The organism is Hydrogenophaga crassostreae, assembly GCF_001761385.1.
Classification (GTDB): Bacteria; Pseudomonadota; Gammaproteobacteria; order Burkholderiales; family Burkholderiaceae_C; genus Hydrogenophaga; species Hydrogenophaga crassostreae.
The window spans coordinates 2,833,790-2,850,657 of record NZ_CP017476.1; the positions used below are offsets into that span (position 1 = coordinate 2,833,790).

Here is a 16,868-nt window from a genome sequence, read left to right on the forward strand (position 1 = left end):
CCGGCCTCCATCTGCGCCATGAGCCAAGACAACGGACAGGCTCGCTGGCAAGCCATCTGGCAATCCCGAAGCGGCGTCGCACCGGCCTTGTTGCCGCTGGCCTGGCTGTATGGACGGATATCAAGCGCTCGTCGTTGGCTCTACATCAAGGGCTGGAAATCGATCGACCAACTTCCCGTGCCTGTCATCGTGGTGGGTAACGTGGTGGTTGGCGGCGCCGGCAAAACGCCCACCGTATTGGCATTGGTCCTGCACCTTCAGTCGAAGGGGTGGCGTCCCGGCGTGGTATCGCGCGGTTATGGCCGCCAAGGCACTTTGCCACTGGAGGTGTTGCCTGATACGCCAGCCAGCGAGTGTGGCGACGAACCCGCACTGATTCGCCGCCAAACTGGTCTGCCCGTTTTCGTGGCTCGCCAACGCGCTCAAGCTGCACGCGCTTTGCTGGCCCGGCACCCCGAAGTGAACCTGATCGTATGCGACGATGGCTTGCAACACCTGGCCCTGGGCCGCGACCTATCCATCGCCGTGTTTGACGACCGTGGCGTGGGCAATGGCTGGCTGCTGCCAGCCGGCCTGCTGCGTGAACCCTGGCCTGCGCACGAAGGGTCACCCTTCTCCCCTGACCTGGTTCTGCACCAGACGTCCCAGCTCCATCCAGCGCATCAGGCCAGCGCCACGAGCCTGCCCACTTTTTTTGCACAGCGCTCACTCGCACCGGTCGCGGTCAACGCACTGGGCGAACAGCAGGCGTTAACGACACTGGCGCACGCTCAACCAACCGCCGTCGCAGGTATTGCCCGCCCTGATGCCTTTTTCAACATGTTGAAGGCCGCTGGGTTGAAGCCTCGGCATACCACCGCACTGCCAGACCATGCAGACAGCGCCCTGTACGGCGACCTGCTAAAACACCACAAGGGCACGCTGATCTGCACCGAGAAAGATGCCGTGAAGCTGTTCGAGCTCGCCCGGAGCCAGGGACAAACAACTGCCGCCCGCACCTGGGCCGTCCCGCTTGTGCTGCAGATCGATCCTGCCTTCTTTCTCGCCGTCGACCAACACCTTGAGCCGCATCGCCGCATTCGCCCCAGCGCATGACCTGTGGGGGCTTGGGCGCACTATGATCGCGCCATGGACACCAAATTGCTCGAACTGCTGGTCTGCCCCGTCACCAAAGGGCCGCTGATTTTTAACCGCGACACTCAGGAACTGCTTTCACGCAGCGCCCGTTTGGCCTACCCTGTGCGTGACGGCATTCCCATCTTGCTGGAGCACGAAGCGCGCACACTGAGCGAAGAAGAAGCCGCTCGACCCAACGCGCCGACCAACTCGCCATGACAGCCCGTCAGGCCTTCACCGTCCTGATTCCGGCCCGCCTGGCTTCCAGCCGCCTGCCCAACAAACCGTTGGCTGACATTGGCGGCCTGCCAATGGTGGTACGTGTGGCCCTGCAAGCCGCCAAGAGCGAGGCCACCCAGTGCATCGTGGCCGCCGACGATGCACAAATCGTTGCCGCTTGCGAAGCCCATGGCATCCGCGCTCTGCTCACAGGCACCCGGCACCTGAGCGGCAGCGACCGCCTAGCCGAAGCCTGTGCGCTGCTGAACCTCGCCGACACCAGCATTGTGGTGAACGTGCAGGGCGACGAGCCCCTGATCAATCCAGCACTGATCAATGCCGTCGCGCTGGAGTTGCAAACGCGCCCTGATTGCGTCATGAGCACGGCAGCACACCCCTTGAGCGATGTGACCGATTTCACCAACCCCAACGTGGTCAAGGTGGTTCTCGACAAACGCCAGTCAGCCCTGTATTTCAGCCGCGCACCTATCCCGTGGTGGCGAGACGGCATGGCCACTCTTGACGTCGGCACTGAATTCCCACAACCTGGCCCATTGAGACACATCGGCATTTACGCTTACCGCGCCGGCTTCCTAAGGGCATTTCCCCATCTGGAACCAGCGCCCCTCGAAACCACCGAATCGCTGGAACAATTGAGAGTGCTTTGGCACGGCGAACGCATTGCCGTTCATGTGACCAATCAAGCACCCGGCGCAGGTGTTGATACGCCCGAAGATCTGGCCCGTGTACAGCGACTGTTTTCCAAGCCTTGAAGTGAGGCCATAGGTCACAAAAAACACCCGAACGCCTGTAAGCCAGCGTCTGGGAACTGCATGCTATCCTCGATCCGTCGCCCCGGGGCCCCTGCCCGGGCAACGGCCGCAAGGGACAGCGGCCCCACCCGATTCAACAGCAAAAAAAGGATACCGATGAAACTCATTCTGTTGGGCGCGCCTGGCGCCGGCAAAGGCACCCAAGCCACCTTCATCTGCCAAAAGTATGGAATTCCTCAAATCTCCACCGGTGACATGCTGCGAGCTGCTGTCAAAGCCGGCACGCCACTGGGCCTGCAAGCCAAAGGCATCATGGAATCAGGCGGCCTTGTCAGCGATGAGCTGATCATCAATCTGGTGAAAGAGCGCATTGCGCAGCCAGACTGTGCCAACGGATTTCTGTTCGACGGCTTCCCCCGAACGATTCCTCAAGCCGACGCCATGAAAGCCGCCGGCGTGAAGCTGGACTACGTGCTTGAAATCGATGTGCCGTTTGATGCCATCATTGAACGCATGAGCGGCCGCCGCTCGCACCCGGCTTCGGGCCGCACATATCACGTCAAGTTCAATCCGCCCAAAGTTGAAGGAAAAGATGACGAAACCGGCGAAGCGCTGATTCAGCGCGAAGACGACAAGGAAGCAACTGTGAAGAAGCGGCTTGAGGTCTACAGCGCTCAGACCCGCCCTCTGGTTGACTACTACAGCGAATGGGCCAAGGCTGACCCTTCTACTGCACCCAAATACCGCGCCATCAGTGGCATGGGATCGGTCGAAGACATCACTTCGCGCGCCATGGAAGCACTTGCTCACTGAGGGCAACCAGTCTGACCTACCCCAAATGCCCGGTCCAGAACCGGGCTTTTTTTCGCCTCTTTATGCCCAGTCAGGCAGCAACGCCAGAGACAACGCGAGGCGCGCTTTCACGGGTGACAGACCTGCTGAACTCTCGAACTTGTCGCCGACATGAGAAATCACCCGCCCGCGCGCGCAGCGCGTGGCGCGCACCACCCGAACCCCACTCGCCTGCGCCTGATCCAGAGCCGCAGCGAGTTCAGCGTGGAGCGTTCCATTGCCTGTGCAGGCCACCACAATGCCTTGCGTCTTCGCACCGTGCTGGCCGCTGTTGAGTGCCAACACCCCCAACACCACACGTCCATCAGCGTCCGAATGGCTGGTCACCAACACCACGCTCGGCAAAGCCGTCGCCGCCGAGATCCTCGCCAGTCGATCAGTCGGACCCGACAAGCCGGTCGAGGGTGCCTCAAAAGGCTGGAACCATCGAACTACACCTTCCTCCACACAGCCCATTGGCCCCGCATCACCCGAATCAAACGCATCAATCCGATAGCTGTGCACCTTGCACACATGTTCCGCCCTGTGAACCCAACCGGCGCTCACGGCGACCACACCGGTCAACCCGTCACAACCAGCCACGACAACCGCATCCAGCAAGTTCTGTGGGCCATCGGGCACCAGTGCTGTGGCCGGCCGCATGGCACTGGTCAGCACCACAGGCTTGTCCGGTGCCAGTACCGTCTGCAAAAACCATGCGGTTTCTTCCAGGGTATCGGTGCCATGGGTGACAACCACGCCTTGAACCTCTTCCCGAGCCAGGTGGTGGGCCACTCTCTCTGCCAAGCGTTTCCAGACGGCGAAGCCCATATCCTTGCTGTCAATTTGCGCAACCTGTTCGCACTCAAGGGCAAGCCCCTGCAGAGGCGGCACGGCCTTCACCAGATCACCAACACCGACTTCTCCAGCCACATAGCCCACGTTGTCCGCCGCATCGACCGAGCGTCCTGCGATCGTGCCGCCCGTCCCAAGAACCACGCACACCGATCGCGCTTTCAAATTTGCCACTTGTCAAACTCCAAAAACTGGTTAAACTCACAGCTACTGGATAAGAAAACAGCATGCTGCTTTATCCAGTATCGATGCAGGCTCAAAGTGCCTGCCAAGATTCCTAGGTCTGAAGAGGTTGCCATGATCGACTCCGCTTTCCCGACGCCCAAACTCACCGCCCGTCAGCAACAAATTCTGGAACTGATCCAGAACGCCATTGCCCGCACCGGCGCGCCGCCCACCCGTGCTGAAATCGCCAGTGAACTGGGTTTTAAATCGGCCAACGCCGCCGAAGAACACCTGCAAGCGCTGGCCCGCAAGGGCGCAATCGAACTCGTCAGCGGAACCTCGCGCGGCATCCGCCTGCGCAGTGAAGACCTTCAATCCATCAACAGCTCGCGTTTGCGCCAGCTTACATTGCCACTGCCCAGCCTGTCTCAGCTCATGCTCCCCCTGATTGGGCGTGTTGCTGCCGGCTCGCCGATTCTCGCGCAAGAGCATGTAGACCAGACCTACCACGTGGAGCGAAGCTTGTTTCAACAGGAACCTGACTACCTCCTCAAAGTTCGAGGCATGTCCATGCGCGACGTTGGCATCATCGATGGTGACCTGCTGGCTGTTCGCTCGACCAAAGAAGCCAAGAACGGCCAAATTGTGGTCGCGCGGCTGGGTGAAGACGTCACCGTCAAGCGCTTCATGCGTCGAACAAATCAAATCGAATTGCACGCTGAAAACCCCGACTACAAAACCATCGTGGTTGAACCGGGAGAACCATTTGAGATCGAGGGCCTGGCCGTCGGTCTGATTCGGAACAGCTTCCAGAACTGAGCTCCCGGGCATGACATCGACCGGCAACCCGTCGGTCGAGTCCGTGCCCGAGAGCCGGAATGGCCTCCGCAGGTGGCGGGCGTTTGGCATGGTGCGCGGGCTTCGCGCATTGGCACAACCCTGCGTGGGCGTATATTTTTTAATCCTGCCTGTGTTCAACACCATCACTGGAGTTTTTCATGGGAATCCGCTTTAACACCAACACCTGGCGTGCGCCGCTGCAATTGATCGACTGCTGGCTGCCGCGGCAGCCATCAACAGCGCGTGCTTCTGCCATGCCTGCACCACGCTTGCTGCAACGCTTCGCCAAAGCCGGGTGGCTCAACAGCCCGTTGTCGTCGGGTGCACCCATTGCGACCAATGCCCGATCGCCGAGCCAGACAAAGCACCACGGCCGCAACGATCGCACTGTGACCGTACAACGCAAGAGCGCTGGTGCACGCTCGCCGTCTTCCCCTCATTCAGACGGTCGCCTCTTTCTTTCCGGGCGCATCGATCAGGTTTGCGCTGAACTGGAACGCCTTGCAGCAATAGAACAGCGCATGTTTCAGTAGCAGCGTTGGAGTGCACACCCACTCCAGCCCTTGCCCGCTCCGAGAAATACCAACCCAATGATCGGTTTTCCCCTCTGCCTGAAAAGTAGCAAACAGTCTGGGGCAAGGCTCTTCACGGGTGCAAGCAACCAAAACCCGAGACCACTGATGACTGCGATCATGAGGGCACAATATGCCTCATGAACATTGTGATTCTCGACGACTACCAAGATGTGGTCCGCAAACTCGACAGCGCCCAGAAGCTCGATCCGTATCCTGCGAAAGTGTTTACCAACACGGTCAAAGGTGTGGGCCAGCTCTCGGTGCGACTTCGAGACGCCGACGTTTTGGTCTTGATTCGGGAACGCACCCAGATCACTCGACAGCTGGTAGACAAACTGCCGAAACTCAAGCTGATCGCTCAAACCGGCCGAATTGGGGAGCACATCGATGTCCCTGCCTGTACCGAACGAGGAGTTGCAGTGGCCGAAGGCGTCAGTTCGCCGATGTCAACGGCCGAACTCACATGGGCACTGATCATGTCATCCATGAGGCGCATTCCGCAATATGTCGCCAGTCTGAAACACGGGGCATGGCAGCAGTCCGGACTGAAAGCGGCCTCCATGCCACCGAACTTCAGTCTTGGCAGAGTTTTGCATGGGAAGACACTGGGGGTGTGGAGCTATGGCCGAATTGGGAAGATCGTGGCCGGCTACGGCCGCGCATTCGGTATGCGGGTACTCGTCTGGGGCAATGAAGGCAGCCGCCAACAGGCTGCGGCAGATGGGTATGAGCTTGCCAATAGCCGCGAAGAATTGTTCACTGACTCAGACGTACTCACGCTGCACTTGCGACTGAGTATCACCACAGCAGCCTGCGTGAGCCTTGATGACCTCTCCAGGATGAAGCCAACAGCCTTGCTTGTGAATACATCAAGGGCTGAGCTGATCCAGCAAGATGCGCTTTTGGCTGCATTGAACCGCGGCCGCCCGGGTATGGCCGCCATCGACGTTTTCGAGTCCGAGCCCATCATGCAGGGTCATGCGCTCTTGCGGCTGGAGAATTGCATTTGCACGCCACACATAGGCTACGTTGAACAAGACAACTACGAAACCCTGTTTTCAGCGGCCTTTGACAACGTGGTGAACTTTGTTCGCGGCACTCCTACCAATATCGTCAACCCCGGCGCCCTTCAAGTTCGCCGCTAACAAACGAGCACCGCCGTGCGAAGTGGTGGCGTGGGCGCCTGTGGGTGAGGGACGGTACCTGCATACACTTGGCAACGTGTCATGGCCCGGACAGACCAACGCCGCCCAGATGGACAGCATTCAGCCTGGACCCAGGCTGGAATACGGCGATGGGTTGGATATCACCAGGGACCACCAAAGCGTTTTGCATATTCCGTGCCCCAGGTTGTGCGCGCGCTTGAGGTCACCTGGCGCAAAAATCTGAAGAAGCTGGGCGCGGTTCATGGCCGACTGAGGCGCGCCTGCCGAAGCGGGCATATCAATCCACGCAAAAGCTACAGCGCAGTCTTGCGGGATGCCCTGCCCCTGCCCCCTCAATGCCAGCAAATGCATTGAGTTTCATGAGACCCAAGGGAGAGGGAAGTGATGGCGGCGGGCATGTTGTGCCCTGTGGATGCGAGGCGGGGCCCCCACATGGTTGGCGGGCAAACTTGGTCAGTGCAAGCGAACGCTTTTTTCATTGAATGCGATGTTGAAGGGGTCGCAGAGCTCTCCACTTATTTGAAGATTCAATGCCCCATTGGGCTCAACGCATTGGCTTTTTTTTGGATTTTGGCCAACAGAGCCATGCCACCCCATGACGTAAAAAAGGCCGGGGTTTCAGCCCGGCCTTTTTTACGTCAATGATGATGGTGCCAATTCAAGGCTTTTTCTGCGCAGGCTCGTCATCGTCATCTTCAGGAGGCATGAAGTCCATCACTTCAAAATCAATCAAATTTCCTTCATCAGCCACACTGGCAGACAGCCGTTTACCATCCACAACAGCCGATGCCTTTACCGCCTCAGGGACCTCTGGTAACGAAGCTTCAAAAGCCGACATTTCATCCAGGGCGTCCAAATCCACATCAAGCCCCAACCGCGGAGACGCCACTGGCATGTTGTCAAAAGGCTCGGTAACCGGATCTCCTTTGTCCCTGGAACTGCTTCCCATTGCAGCCGCCGAGCCTGCTGCGGCCTTCAACGGCTTGATTGCCGTGTGCTCAAAGTCAGGGCTGTCCTCATGGTCACCCAGCTCTGCCCGCTTGATCATTTCCTTGGCAACCGCATGCAGGAGCAGCAACTCGCGGTAGGCCTCCAGATCAAAAACCTCGCCATCTTCGTCGTTCGCATCACGGAAGATAGATTGCTCGATTACATCCAGGACACGAGGTTGCGGCCACAGCGCTTGAATACGTCCAAAGGCCGTTTCATATCCCTCAAGACCCACACTGTTGTCGGAGTACTCGTCAAAGGGCGGGGCACCGGCATTGAACTTGTGGTTAAAAACCTCGCGAAGCTCGTCATAGTCTTGGCGCCGATTCTGCTGGTGATAAAGCCTGAACAAATCCAGATAAGCCAATGCGCTGGGTTCCTGACTCTCCAGCAAATGGCTCTTCAACACACCGATCGCTTTTTCGTTTTCGCCTAGCGAGACAAAGAAATCGGCTTGCTGTTGAACGTCAAACAACTCTTCCGTGGCCAGTGAGCGCGAACCGGCCGCGTGGTTTGATTCGTCTCCCTGCCCACGAGAAGCGGGCAGGACCGCGCGCAAGCTCGAATCGTTCCCATGAAGAGACTCGTAGTCATCGAAGCCAGATTCCGCATCGATATCCAGATCAATATCAACACCCACCGGGTCACGGCGACCTGCGACCGCAGCAGTTGAAGCAACGGCTGCACCTGCGACGCCTGCTGCGACTGGCTTCTTGGCACCATCCCACCATGCGGCGTCTCGTCGGACAACTTCAACGGGCTCTTTGCGCCGACGGAAAAACCACAGCCCCAAAATCGACAGCACCAGCAAGGCGCCTAGAAGATAGGCCAGCCAGGTGATGTAGCGCGACTGATCCAGTTGCGCCTGCATGGCTTGAATCGCGGCTTCATCCCGGGCTTCCTTTTCACGCAATCCTTTGGACTCCGCTTCCAGAACCGCCAACTTTTGCGAGTCGCGCAAAATGTCTTCAGGCGAGGCGTTGATGGCCTTCCAGAGCTGGCCTGCAGCAGCCCGCTCTTGCTCCGAGGTTGTCGGCTCGCTCAGCAGCGACAACGAAAGCTTGAGCACCGGATCGCGCTCAATACCCAGGCTCAGGTCCACGGGTTCGAGGTGCAACCTGGGAGCAGTGGTGACTTCGGCCACAGGATCTGGTTTGCGAACCACACTCTTGGGTGCGGGCTTCGGAGTCGCAGCCTTTCGAACCGGTGGTTTTGCACGCTCAGGCTTGGGTGCTTGTGCTACATCTGACGAGCCTTCGTCGCCGACGCTTCTCAGGGCTTCACTGGACCGGTTGGCGTTATTGGTGCCGCGAGAAGCAGTCGCCGCCTGGCCGTTTTCGCTCACGACCTTTGGCAAAACCCTCGATGAAGCGCCGCCACCAACTGATGCCCCATCGATTGAACGCCCGGCGCCATCCAAACCATTGGTTGAAGTCGCAGCCACTGGGGCTGGATCGGCCAACAAGACATACCGGCGCGCAAACGGCGCCGCGCATCCGGCACTGACCTCCAGCGATACCACTGGCTCATTCACAGGTACAGTGGTCTGAATTCTGATTGAAGCCTTTGCATCAGGCGCACTTCGCTGGGGGGTGATCTGCACGGCACTGGATGCCAGCCGAGACTCACCAAACAGCACGCCTGCGCGAATGCAGAGATCGGAAAGATCTTCACCGGGACTGGTCAAAGCCTCCACCCTGATGTCCAAGGTGCGTCCGATCACCGCCGCGCCACCATGACGACCCAACGTAACCGCCGAGCTCGGCAAAGCCGTTGATAGCAAAATAGAGCTGATCACAATCAGGCGCACGTCAGAATCCCTTCTTCCTTAGGTGGGGAACATTTTGTCATAGGTTCGAACATGTTCACCTCAAATAGTACTTTCATATGCAACCATTTCTTCCTTTAGCCCAACCCATCTTCCAAACCGTCGGCGTGATCGGTGGCGGCGCCATGGGCAGAGGCATCGCTCAGATGGCAGTGCAAGCAGGCAGCGACGTATTCTTGCTGGACAGCCAGCCAGGTGCCGCACAGGCCGCAATCGCCGCAATCACTGCAATTTGGGATCGCCTGGTTACCAAAGGCAAGCTGACGGATGAGATGCGCAACTTGCATCTCACACGGCTCAGCGCAGCCCCAGACGCCGCAGCGCTGGCGCCGTGCAACCTCATCATTGAAGCGATTGTGGAGCGTATCGACATCAAACAACGCCTCTTCAGTGAAATTGAATCACTGGTTGCTCCCGGAACCGTGCTCGCGACCAACACTTCGTCGCTCTCTGTCACAGCCATCGCTGCCAATTTACAGCGCCCCGCCCAACTGGCTGGCTTTCATTTCTTCAACCCGGTTCCGTTGATGCGTGTGGTGGAGGTGGTCGCGGGACTCAAGACATCGCCTGTTGTTTGCGAACAACTTACTGGCTATGCACGCCAGTTCGGCCATACGCCCGTTGCCGCGCAAGACACCCCTGGCTTCATCGTCAACCATGCGGGCCGTGGCTATGGCACTGAGGCTCTGCGGGTGGTGAGCGAGCGAATCGCAGACTTCGCGACAGTAGACCGTATTCTGCGGGACCAGATGGGCTTCAAGCTGGGGCCATTCGAACTGATGGACCTGACAGCCCTGGATGTGTCGCACCCAGTAATGGAGTCCATCTACCGCCAGTACTTCGACGAGCCACGGTACCGCCCCAGCGTGATCACCGCCCAGCGCCTGGCCGGCGGCGTGATTGGCAAGAAGGTGGGCGAGGGTTTCTATTCCTATCTTGAGGGTGCCGCGCAAATCCCTGAGGACCCGCCTGCGCCAGTTGTCAAATCGTTGCCTCCCGTGTGGGTTTCACCCAAGGCGGCCCGGCGCTCAGAGCTCTATCAATTGCTCAAGGATTTAGGCGCCCACATTGAAACCGCGGCAACGCCATCGTCGACCGCATTGATTCTGGTAGCGCCGCTGGGTCTGGATGTGACCACACTTGCAGCTGTTGAGCGGCTGGACGCGACGCGAACCATCGGCATCGACATGATGCTGGAAGACACCGCTACGCGCCGCCGTGTTCTCGCAACCAACCCAGCAACCCGCCCCGATATGCGTGATGCGGCCCATGCTTTGTTTGCCCAGGACGGCAAGGCAGTCAGCGTGGTTCGCGACAGCGGTGGTTTTGTGACCCAACGCGTGGTCGCCACCATCATCAACATCGCGGCCGACATGTGCCAGCAAGGCGTGTGCTCCCCAAGCGATCTCGATCTTGCCGTCACTTTGGGTTTGGGTTATCCGATGGGTCCGCTGGCGATGGGCGACCGCATTGGCCCCACCAACGTGCTCGAGATACTGTTTAACATGCAAACCGTTTATGGTGATCCGCGCTACCGTCCTTCCCCATGGCTGCGCCGCCGCGGCGCGCTGGGCCTGAGCCTGTCCCACGAAGAAGCCTGACCCCAACCCAGGACCACACCACCCCATGACCGCAACCCTCAAGAGCCACAGCCATGGACAGACCATGGTGCTGAGCATCAGCAACCCCGACCTTCGCAACGCGCTCGGTCCCGACATTTACGCAGCCGGCATTGAGGCCATGAACGTGGCCGAGGGCAGCGCCGAAGTGCGCAGCGTCGTGATTCAGGGCGAAGGTGCCCATTTCTGTGCTGGCGGGGACCTGCAGCGCTTGCGCGCCAACCGCTCCCTTCCCCCCGAGCACCAGAGCCAAAGCATCGAAGGCCTGCACAACTGGATCGAAACCATCCGCGCCTTTCCCAAACCGGTGATCGCGGCCGTCGAAGGGTCCTGCGCAGGCGCCGGGTTTTCGTTGGCACTGGCTTGCGATTTCATCGTGGCGGCGCACAACAGCGTGTTCGTCATGGCCTACAGCAATGTGGGCCTGTCCCCCGATGGCGGCGCGAGCTGGAGTCTGATGCGCGCGTTGCCCAGGGCAACCGCTTTGCAGTTGCTCATGTTCGGCGACCGCATCGAGGCCCAGCGTTTGCAGGCCCTTGGTGTGGTGACGCAAGTCAGCGCCCCCACAGATGCGCTGCAGGATGCCCTGACACTGGCCGAGCGCCTGAACGGACGGGCGCCCAACGCCCTGGCGAGCATCAAGGAGTTGTGCAACGACGCCGACACCGCATCGCTGCACACCCAGCTCGGCGCCGAACGCGATCATTTCGTGCGCAACCTGCACCATGCCAACGCTGGAGAAGGCATCCAGGCGTTCCTAGAAAAGCGGGCCCCCAGCTACCGCTGAAGCCCTACCGCGTTTCGCTGATGGTGATTCCGCAGGCCACCTGCAAGACGCCCACGAGACACTTTCCATGCAAACCCTGTGAGGTGCCTTCGTCCCTATGGCGACAATGAAGGCACCCCCCAGTCACTCATAAGACAGACGATGGACGAACCGATTCTGACAATGGACGAACGCGAGGCGATCAATGGTGGTCGCTGGTTCAACAGCCTTTCCCCTTCACTGCGACACGACATACTTCGATGCGCCTACGTCAAGCGATTCAAGGACGGCGATCTGATCGTTGCCCGAGGAGACCCGCCAACCGAATGGACGGCGGTCGCCAAGGGCGCGGTGCGCGTGAGTTCGACTTCGCTCTCGGGCAAGCAGATCACGCTGACCTATGTGGAACCGGGCGTGTGGTTCGGCGACGTGGCGATGTTCGACGGCGACCAGCGCACACACGATGCCTACGCACACGATGCAACCACGCTGCTTTGCGTTTCGCGCAACGATTTTCAAAAGATTCTCAGCAACCACGGCGAACTGTACGAAGCGCTGATGCGGCTGCAGGCGCGGCGTATTCGCACCCTGTTTGGCCTGGTGGAAGACCTCAACACCCTGCCCCTTCGGGCCCGGCTGGCCAAGCAGCTGTTGCACCTCGTGCGCAGCTATGGCGTGCCCTGCCTGTCGGATGGCAACGAAATGCGAATCGGTCTTCAGTTGGCACAAGAAGAGTTGGCGCAACTCTTGGGCGCTTCACGTCAGCGCGTCAACCAGGAGCTCAAGTCGATGGAACGCGAAGATGCCATTCGCATCGAGCAAGGTGGTCTGGTGGTGCGGGATCGAGAAATGTTGATGCGCATCGCCGACGCCGAATCCTGATCAGTATTTCTCTCAAGCGCACGCAGATGCGCAGCCGGCCAACCGGAGCCTGTGTTGGCCGCCCCCACCCCAACATGAGGCAATCCACCCGATGAGCGAACCCCACGTCTTTACTGGCACCAAGCCAGTCGCCGAACAACACCGTTTCGACACCGACGCGTTGTCCCACTGGATGACCACCCAAGTGCCTGGTTTTGCGGGCCCGTTGACCGTCGAGATGTTCAAGGGCGGCCAATCCAACCCGACCTACAAGCTCATCACGCCATCGAAGTCTTATGTGATGCGCGCCAAGCCAGGCCCGGTGGCCAAGCTGCTGCCTTCGGCCCATGCAGTGGAGCGAGAGTTTCGTGTCATGAAAGCGCTGCACGGCACGGGTGTTCCTGTGGCTGAAATGTATGCCCTGTGCGAAGACGAGGCCGTCATCGGGCGCGCCTTTTATGTCATGGAGTGCGTGGAAGGCCGGGTCATGTGGGACCAGGCCCTGCCCGAGATGAGCAACGCACAACGTGGCGCCATTTACGACGAAATGAACCGGGTCCTGGCGGCTCTGCACTCCGTCAAACCCGATGACATTGGCCTGGAAGGCTACGGCAAGCCGGGCAACTATTTCGAACGCCAGATCGGACGCTGGAGCAAACAGTACGTCGCATCCATCACGCAGCCCATTGAAGAGATGGACCGGCTGATGGAATGGCTGCCGCAAAACATCCCGGCCATGGCGCGCGACGAATCCATGGTCTCCGTGGTGCATGGCGACTACCGGCTGGACAACCTGATGTTCCATCCCACCGAGCCGCGCGTGCTGGCCGTGCTCGATTGGGAACTGTCCACCCTGGGTCACCCGCTGGCCGATTTCAGCTACCACTGCATGGCCTGGCACATTCCGCCAGGCGCTTTCCGCGGCATCGGCGGGCTAGACGTGGCCGCCCTGGGGATTCCCACCGAGGCCGAATACATCGCCCGCTATTGCGAACGCACCGGGCTGACCACGCCCGATCGTCTCAAGGCAGACTGGAATTTTTACCTCGCCTACAACCTCTTCCGCCTGGCCGCCATTTTGCAAGGCATCGCCAAGCGGGTCGAGATGGGCACGGCATCCAGCGCGCAGGCGGTTTCTTCTGCGGCCGGCGCCCGTCCGCTGGCCCAACTGGCCTGGCGCTACGCCTCTGCCGCCGACTGAACCTTTTCCCACTCACCCCCCAAGCTTTCGAAGCGATCAATCCAAGGAGACAAGATGAATTTCGACTACACCGACAAGGTTAAAGACATGCGCGAACGCCTGCTGGCGTTCATGGACGAGCACATCTATCCCAACGAAGCCCGCTTCTTCGCCGAGATCGCCGAGAACCGCAAAAACGGCAACGCCTGGCTGCCGACCAAGATCGTCGAAGAGCTCAAGCCCAAAGCCCGTGCCGCTGGCTTGTGGAACCTGTTTTTGCCCAGCAGTGCTCGTGCCCCCGAAGGCCTGACCAACCTCGAGTACGCGCCCATGTGCGAAATCATGGGCCGTGTGGTGTTTGCCTCCGAAGTCTTCAACTGCTCGGCGCCAGACACCGGCAATATGGAAACGCTGGAGCGCTACGCCAGCGAAGCCATCAAGGACGAGTGGATGGAACCCCTGCTGCGCGGTGAGATCCGCTCGGCCTTTCTGATGACCGAGCCCGCCGTGGCTTCGTCCGACGCCACCAACATCGAATGCCGCATCGAGCGCGATGGCGATGAATACGTGATCAACGGCACCAAATGGTGGTCGTCTGGCGCGGGCGATCCACGCTGCCAGGTCTACATCGTGATGGGCAAGACCAATCCCGATGCACCACGCCATTCGCAGCAATCGATGATCGTCGTGCCGGCAAACACGCCAGGCATCGAAGTGGTTCGCGCCCTGTCAGTGTTCGGCTACGACGATGCGCCTCACGGCCACATGGAGGTCAAGCTGACCAACGTGCGCGTGCCCGTGGGCAACCTCATGCTCGGCGAAGGCCGAGGCTTCGAAATCGCCCAAGGTCGCCTTGGCCCTGGCCGTATCCACCACTGCATGCGCTCCATCGGCGCCGCTGAACGCGCGCTGGAACTCATGTGCAAGCGCCTGAACAGCCGCGTGGCGTTTGGCAAGCCTGTGTCGGCCCAGTCGGTGTGGCACGAGCGCATCGCCGATGCACGCTGCCGCATCGAGATGGCCCGTTTGCTGACGCTGAAAGCCGCCTACATGATGGATACCGTAGGCAACAAAATCGCCAAGGCTGAAATCGCCATGATCAAGGTGGTGGCGCCCAACATGGCCTGCGACATCATCGACATGGCCATCCAGGCCCATGGCGGTGGCGGCGTGAGCGACGACTTCCCGCTGGCCTACAGCTATGCTGGCCAACGCACGCTGCGCCTGGCCGATGGCCCGGATGAAGTGCACCGTGTTTCGATCGCCAAACTGGAACTGGCCAAGCACATGGCCATCAAGGGCGAAGTGGACATGCCCATCACGCGCGGCAGCTGAACGCCTCGCGCATCCCCTCTCTCAGCGCCCGAAAAGCTTCACAGCCCGGGCGCTGAGTTGTTCCAGCGTGTCCAACGCATGGTGGCTGACCACACCGTCGTCCATGGCCTCCATTTGCAGCCGCAAGTAGACCTTGCCACGGGTCAACGCAATCAGGAACGGCGTCACCGGCCTGAGTGCCGCGGGTGCATCGCCCAGGCACTCGATCGCGTCGGCATACAACCACTCGCGGGCCGACTCCAGGTTGTCGGTCAGCACGCAATAGCGCGCCCAGAAGTCTGGCGTGGGCCCCGGCCACCCCGCATCGCGGTAGACCGACAACCAGACCAGTTCCTCTGGCAACGCTTTGTGGGCCGTTCGCAATTGGGCGGTGGCATCGGCGTAGGTGTGGCTGGCCGCTTTCTCCAGCGCGCGTTTCAATGCCCGGTGCATCACGATGATGTTCACGTCGTCCCGCAAACCCAGATCGGCACGCGCCATCAACTCCACGCCCTGGATATAGGGTCGCGAAGACGGCGCACAGCCTGCCTGAAATGGCCGGTCCAGCAACAACCCTTCCGCCACGGTCGCACCGTTGGCCAACTGGTGGTGGCTCAGCATGCGGTCCACCGCCCAATGAGCCAAACCGTCGCCACTGGCTGGCACAGGCGCCGAAGACCTGAATGCATTTTTCAATTTCTCAAACATGGCTCATCAAATCTTTGTAAAGTCGTGATTGGTTTCCACTCCTCCCACTCCACCTCCTCGCAGGCAACTCCATGATCCAAGTTTATTCCTGGCCCACACCCAACGGGCACAAAGTCCACATCATGCTGGAAGAATGTGGCCTGCGCCTTGGGCGCGATTGGCAAGTACATCCCATCAACATCGGTCTAGGCGATCAATTTTCCCCCGAGTTTCTCAAAATCAGCCCCAACAACAAGATCCCCGCACTGGTAGACCCCATAGGGCCCGATGGCAAGCCCATCAGCCTTTTTGAATCTGGCGCCATCTTGCTCTACCTGGCCGCAAAAACAGGCAGGCTCTTGCCCAAGTCGGATCGCCAGAAATTCGAGACGCTGCAATGGCTGATGTTCCAAATGGGCGGGGTAGGCCCCATGCTCGGTCAGGCGCACCACTTTCGCATCTACGCGCCCGAGAAGATCGATTACGCCTACGACCGCTACACCAAGGAAGCCAAGCGCCTCTACGGCGTCATGAACAAGCAACTGGAGGACCGGCCGTTCATTGCTGGCAAGCAATACACCGTTGCCGACATCGCCATCTTCCCCTGGGTGCGCAGCTGGCAGAACCAGGGCATCGAGTGGAAAGACCACCCCTCGCTCAAAGCCTGGTTCGACCGGGTCGCAGCCCGCCCTGCGGTGCAACGAGGGGTGGCTGTTTTGGCCGATGCGCGAAAACCGTTGACCGACGACAAAGCCCGCAACGCACTCTTTGGCAAAGGACAATACAAAAAAAGATGAAGATTTCTGCACCGCACCAAAAATGGGGTTTTCTTTGGGTACAATTCACAGCTTAGTCGGAGCGTAGCGCAGCCTGGTAGCGCATCTGCTTTGGGAGCAGAGGGTCGCGAGTTCGAATCCCGCCGCTCCGACCATTCATTCAGTTGAACAAAAAGGCCCACTCTGTGGGCCTTTTTTGTATCCGCAACCAGTTCACCCATCTACCCGTAGCTCAACTGGATAGAGCAGCTGCCTTCTAAGCAGCAGGTCGGGGGTTCGAGTCCCTCCGGGTAGGCCAAGTCATCAA

General features: G+C 59.7%; 16 protein-coding genes and 2 tRNA genes. 15 read left to right on the plus strand and 3 right to left on the minus strand.

Annotated features, from left to right (window positions below; genetic code table 11):
* The first annotated feature begins 18 nt into the window (after nt 1-18).
* The 4 genes from lpxK to adk all read left to right on the plus strand — a co-directional run bounded on the left by lpxK (nt 19) and on the right by adk (nt 2,921).
* The gene (gene lpxK, locus LPB072_RS12950; RefSeq protein WP_082876925.1) at nt 19-1,095 is read left to right on the plus strand and encodes a tetraacyldisaccharide 4'-kinase; all 1,077 of its coding nucleotides are present in this window, start codon (nt 19-21) and stop codon (nt 1,093-1,095) included.
* A 33-nt stretch (nt 1,096-1,128) separates the two neighbouring features.
* Nucleotides 1,129-1,335 carry a Trm112 family protein gene (locus LPB072_RS12955; RefSeq protein WP_066090977.1) on the plus strand — a complete coding sequence of 69 codons (207 nt, stop codon included), beginning with the start codon at nt 1,129-1,131 and terminating at the stop codon, nt 1,333-1,335.
* The gene (gene kdsB, locus LPB072_RS12960) at nt 1,332-2,108 is read left to right on the plus strand and encodes a 3-deoxy-manno-octulosonate cytidylyltransferase (RefSeq protein ID WP_066090435.1); all 777 of its coding nucleotides are present in this window, start codon (nt 1,332-1,334) and stop codon (nt 2,106-2,108) included. Before LPB072_RS12955 ends, kdsB begins: the two co-directional genes overlap by 4 nt.
* 156 nt (nt 2,109-2,264) lie before the next feature.
* The gene (gene adk, locus LPB072_RS12965; protein ID WP_066090438.1) at nt 2,265-2,921 is read left to right on the plus strand and encodes an adenylate kinase; all 657 of its coding nucleotides are present in this window, start codon (nt 2,265-2,267) and stop codon (nt 2,919-2,921) included.
* Nucleotides 2,922-2,981: 60 nt separating this feature from the next.
* Here adk and LPB072_RS12970 read toward each other — a convergent pair whose 3' ends face one another.
* Nucleotides 2,982-3,968, minus strand: a complete 987-nt coding sequence (locus tag LPB072_RS12970) for an asparaginase (protein ID WP_231943246.1) — start codon at nt 3,966-3,968, stop codon at nt 2,982-2,984.
* Nucleotides 3,969-4,091: 123 nt separating this feature from the next.
* Here LPB072_RS12970 and lexA point away from each other — a divergent pair, with 123 nt between their 5' ends.
* The 3 genes from lexA (at nt 4,092) to LPB072_RS12985 (ending at nt 6,519) form a co-directional block, all read left to right on the plus strand.
* Complete coding sequence (lexA, locus tag LPB072_RS12975; RefSeq protein WP_066090444.1) at nt 4,092-4,778, plus strand: transcriptional repressor LexA; 687 nt, start codon at nt 4,092-4,094, stop codon at nt 4,776-4,778.
* 179 nt (nt 4,779-4,957) lie between these two features.
* Entirely contained in the window at nt 4,958-5,332 is a 375-nt protein-coding gene (locus LPB072_RS23485; protein WP_157559318.1) for a hypothetical protein, read from the plus strand.
* A gap of 179 nt (nt 5,333-5,511) precedes the next feature.
* A complete protein-coding gene (locus LPB072_RS12985; RefSeq protein ID WP_066090450.1) occupies nt 5,512-6,519 on the plus strand; it encodes a D-2-hydroxyacid dehydrogenase family protein in 1,008 nt (335 codons plus the stop codon).
* 679 nt (nt 6,520-7,198) lie between these two features.
* Here LPB072_RS12985 and LPB072_RS12995 read toward each other — a convergent pair.
* Nucleotides 7,199-8,674: a hypothetical protein gene (locus LPB072_RS12995; RefSeq protein WP_157694153.1), complete on the minus strand. Its 1,476-nt coding sequence runs from the start codon at nt 8,672-8,674 to the stop codon at nt 7,199-7,201.
* 743 nt (nt 8,675-9,417) lie between these two features.
* On the opposite strand from LPB072_RS12995, the gene LPB072_RS13000 reads away from it, so the two are divergent.
* The 5 genes from LPB072_RS13000 (at nt 9,418) to LPB072_RS13020 (ending at nt 15,119) form a co-directional block, all read left to right on the plus strand.
* Complete coding sequence (locus LPB072_RS13000) at nt 9,418-10,959, plus strand: 3-hydroxyacyl-CoA dehydrogenase (RefSeq protein WP_066090459.1); 1,542 nt, start codon at nt 9,418-9,420, stop codon at nt 10,957-10,959.
* A gap of 25 nt (nt 10,960-10,984) precedes the next feature.
* On the plus strand, nt 10,985-11,764 hold the full coding sequence (locus LPB072_RS13005) for an oxepin-CoA hydrolase, alternative type (protein WP_066090462.1): 780 nt from the start codon (nt 10,985-10,987) through the stop codon (nt 11,762-11,764).
* A 141-nt stretch (nt 11,765-11,905) separates the two neighbouring features.
* Nucleotides 11,906-12,625, plus strand: coding sequence for a Crp/Fnr family transcriptional regulator (locus LPB072_RS13010; RefSeq protein WP_066090465.1), 720 nt, complete (start codon nt 11,906-11,908; stop codon nt 12,623-12,625).
* Between the two features lie 91 nt (nt 12,626-12,716).
* The gene (locus LPB072_RS13015) at nt 12,717-13,805 is read left to right on the plus strand and encodes a phosphotransferase family protein (RefSeq protein WP_066090468.1); all 1,089 of its coding nucleotides are present in this window, start codon (nt 12,717-12,719) and stop codon (nt 13,803-13,805) included.
* A 54-nt stretch (nt 13,806-13,859) separates the two neighbouring features.
* Entirely contained in the window at nt 13,860-15,119 is a 1,260-nt protein-coding gene (locus LPB072_RS13020) for an acyl-CoA dehydrogenase family protein (RefSeq protein ID WP_066090472.1), read from the plus strand.
* 21 nt (nt 15,120-15,140) lie between these two features.
* Here LPB072_RS13020 and LPB072_RS13025 read toward each other — a convergent pair whose 3' ends face one another.
* Entirely contained in the window at nt 15,141-15,806 is a 666-nt protein-coding gene (locus LPB072_RS13025) for a hypothetical protein (protein ID WP_066090475.1), read from the minus strand.
* A gap of 71 nt (nt 15,807-15,877) precedes the next feature.
* Here LPB072_RS13025 and LPB072_RS13030 point away from each other — a divergent pair, with 71 nt between their 5' ends.
* The 3 genes from LPB072_RS13030 (at nt 15,878) to LPB072_RS13040 (ending at nt 16,859) form a co-directional block, all read left to right on the plus strand.
* A complete protein-coding gene (locus LPB072_RS13030; protein ID WP_066090478.1) occupies nt 15,878-16,582 on the plus strand; it encodes a glutathione binding-like protein in 705 nt (234 codons plus the stop codon).
* A 57-nt stretch (nt 16,583-16,639) separates the two neighbouring features.
* Nucleotides 16,640-16,716, plus strand: a tRNA-Pro gene (locus tag LPB072_RS13035).
* Between the two features lie 66 nt (nt 16,717-16,782).
* Nucleotides 16,783-16,859: transfer RNA gene (locus LPB072_RS13040), tRNA-Arg, on the plus strand.
* Nucleotides 16,860-16,868 lie beyond the last annotated feature (9 nt).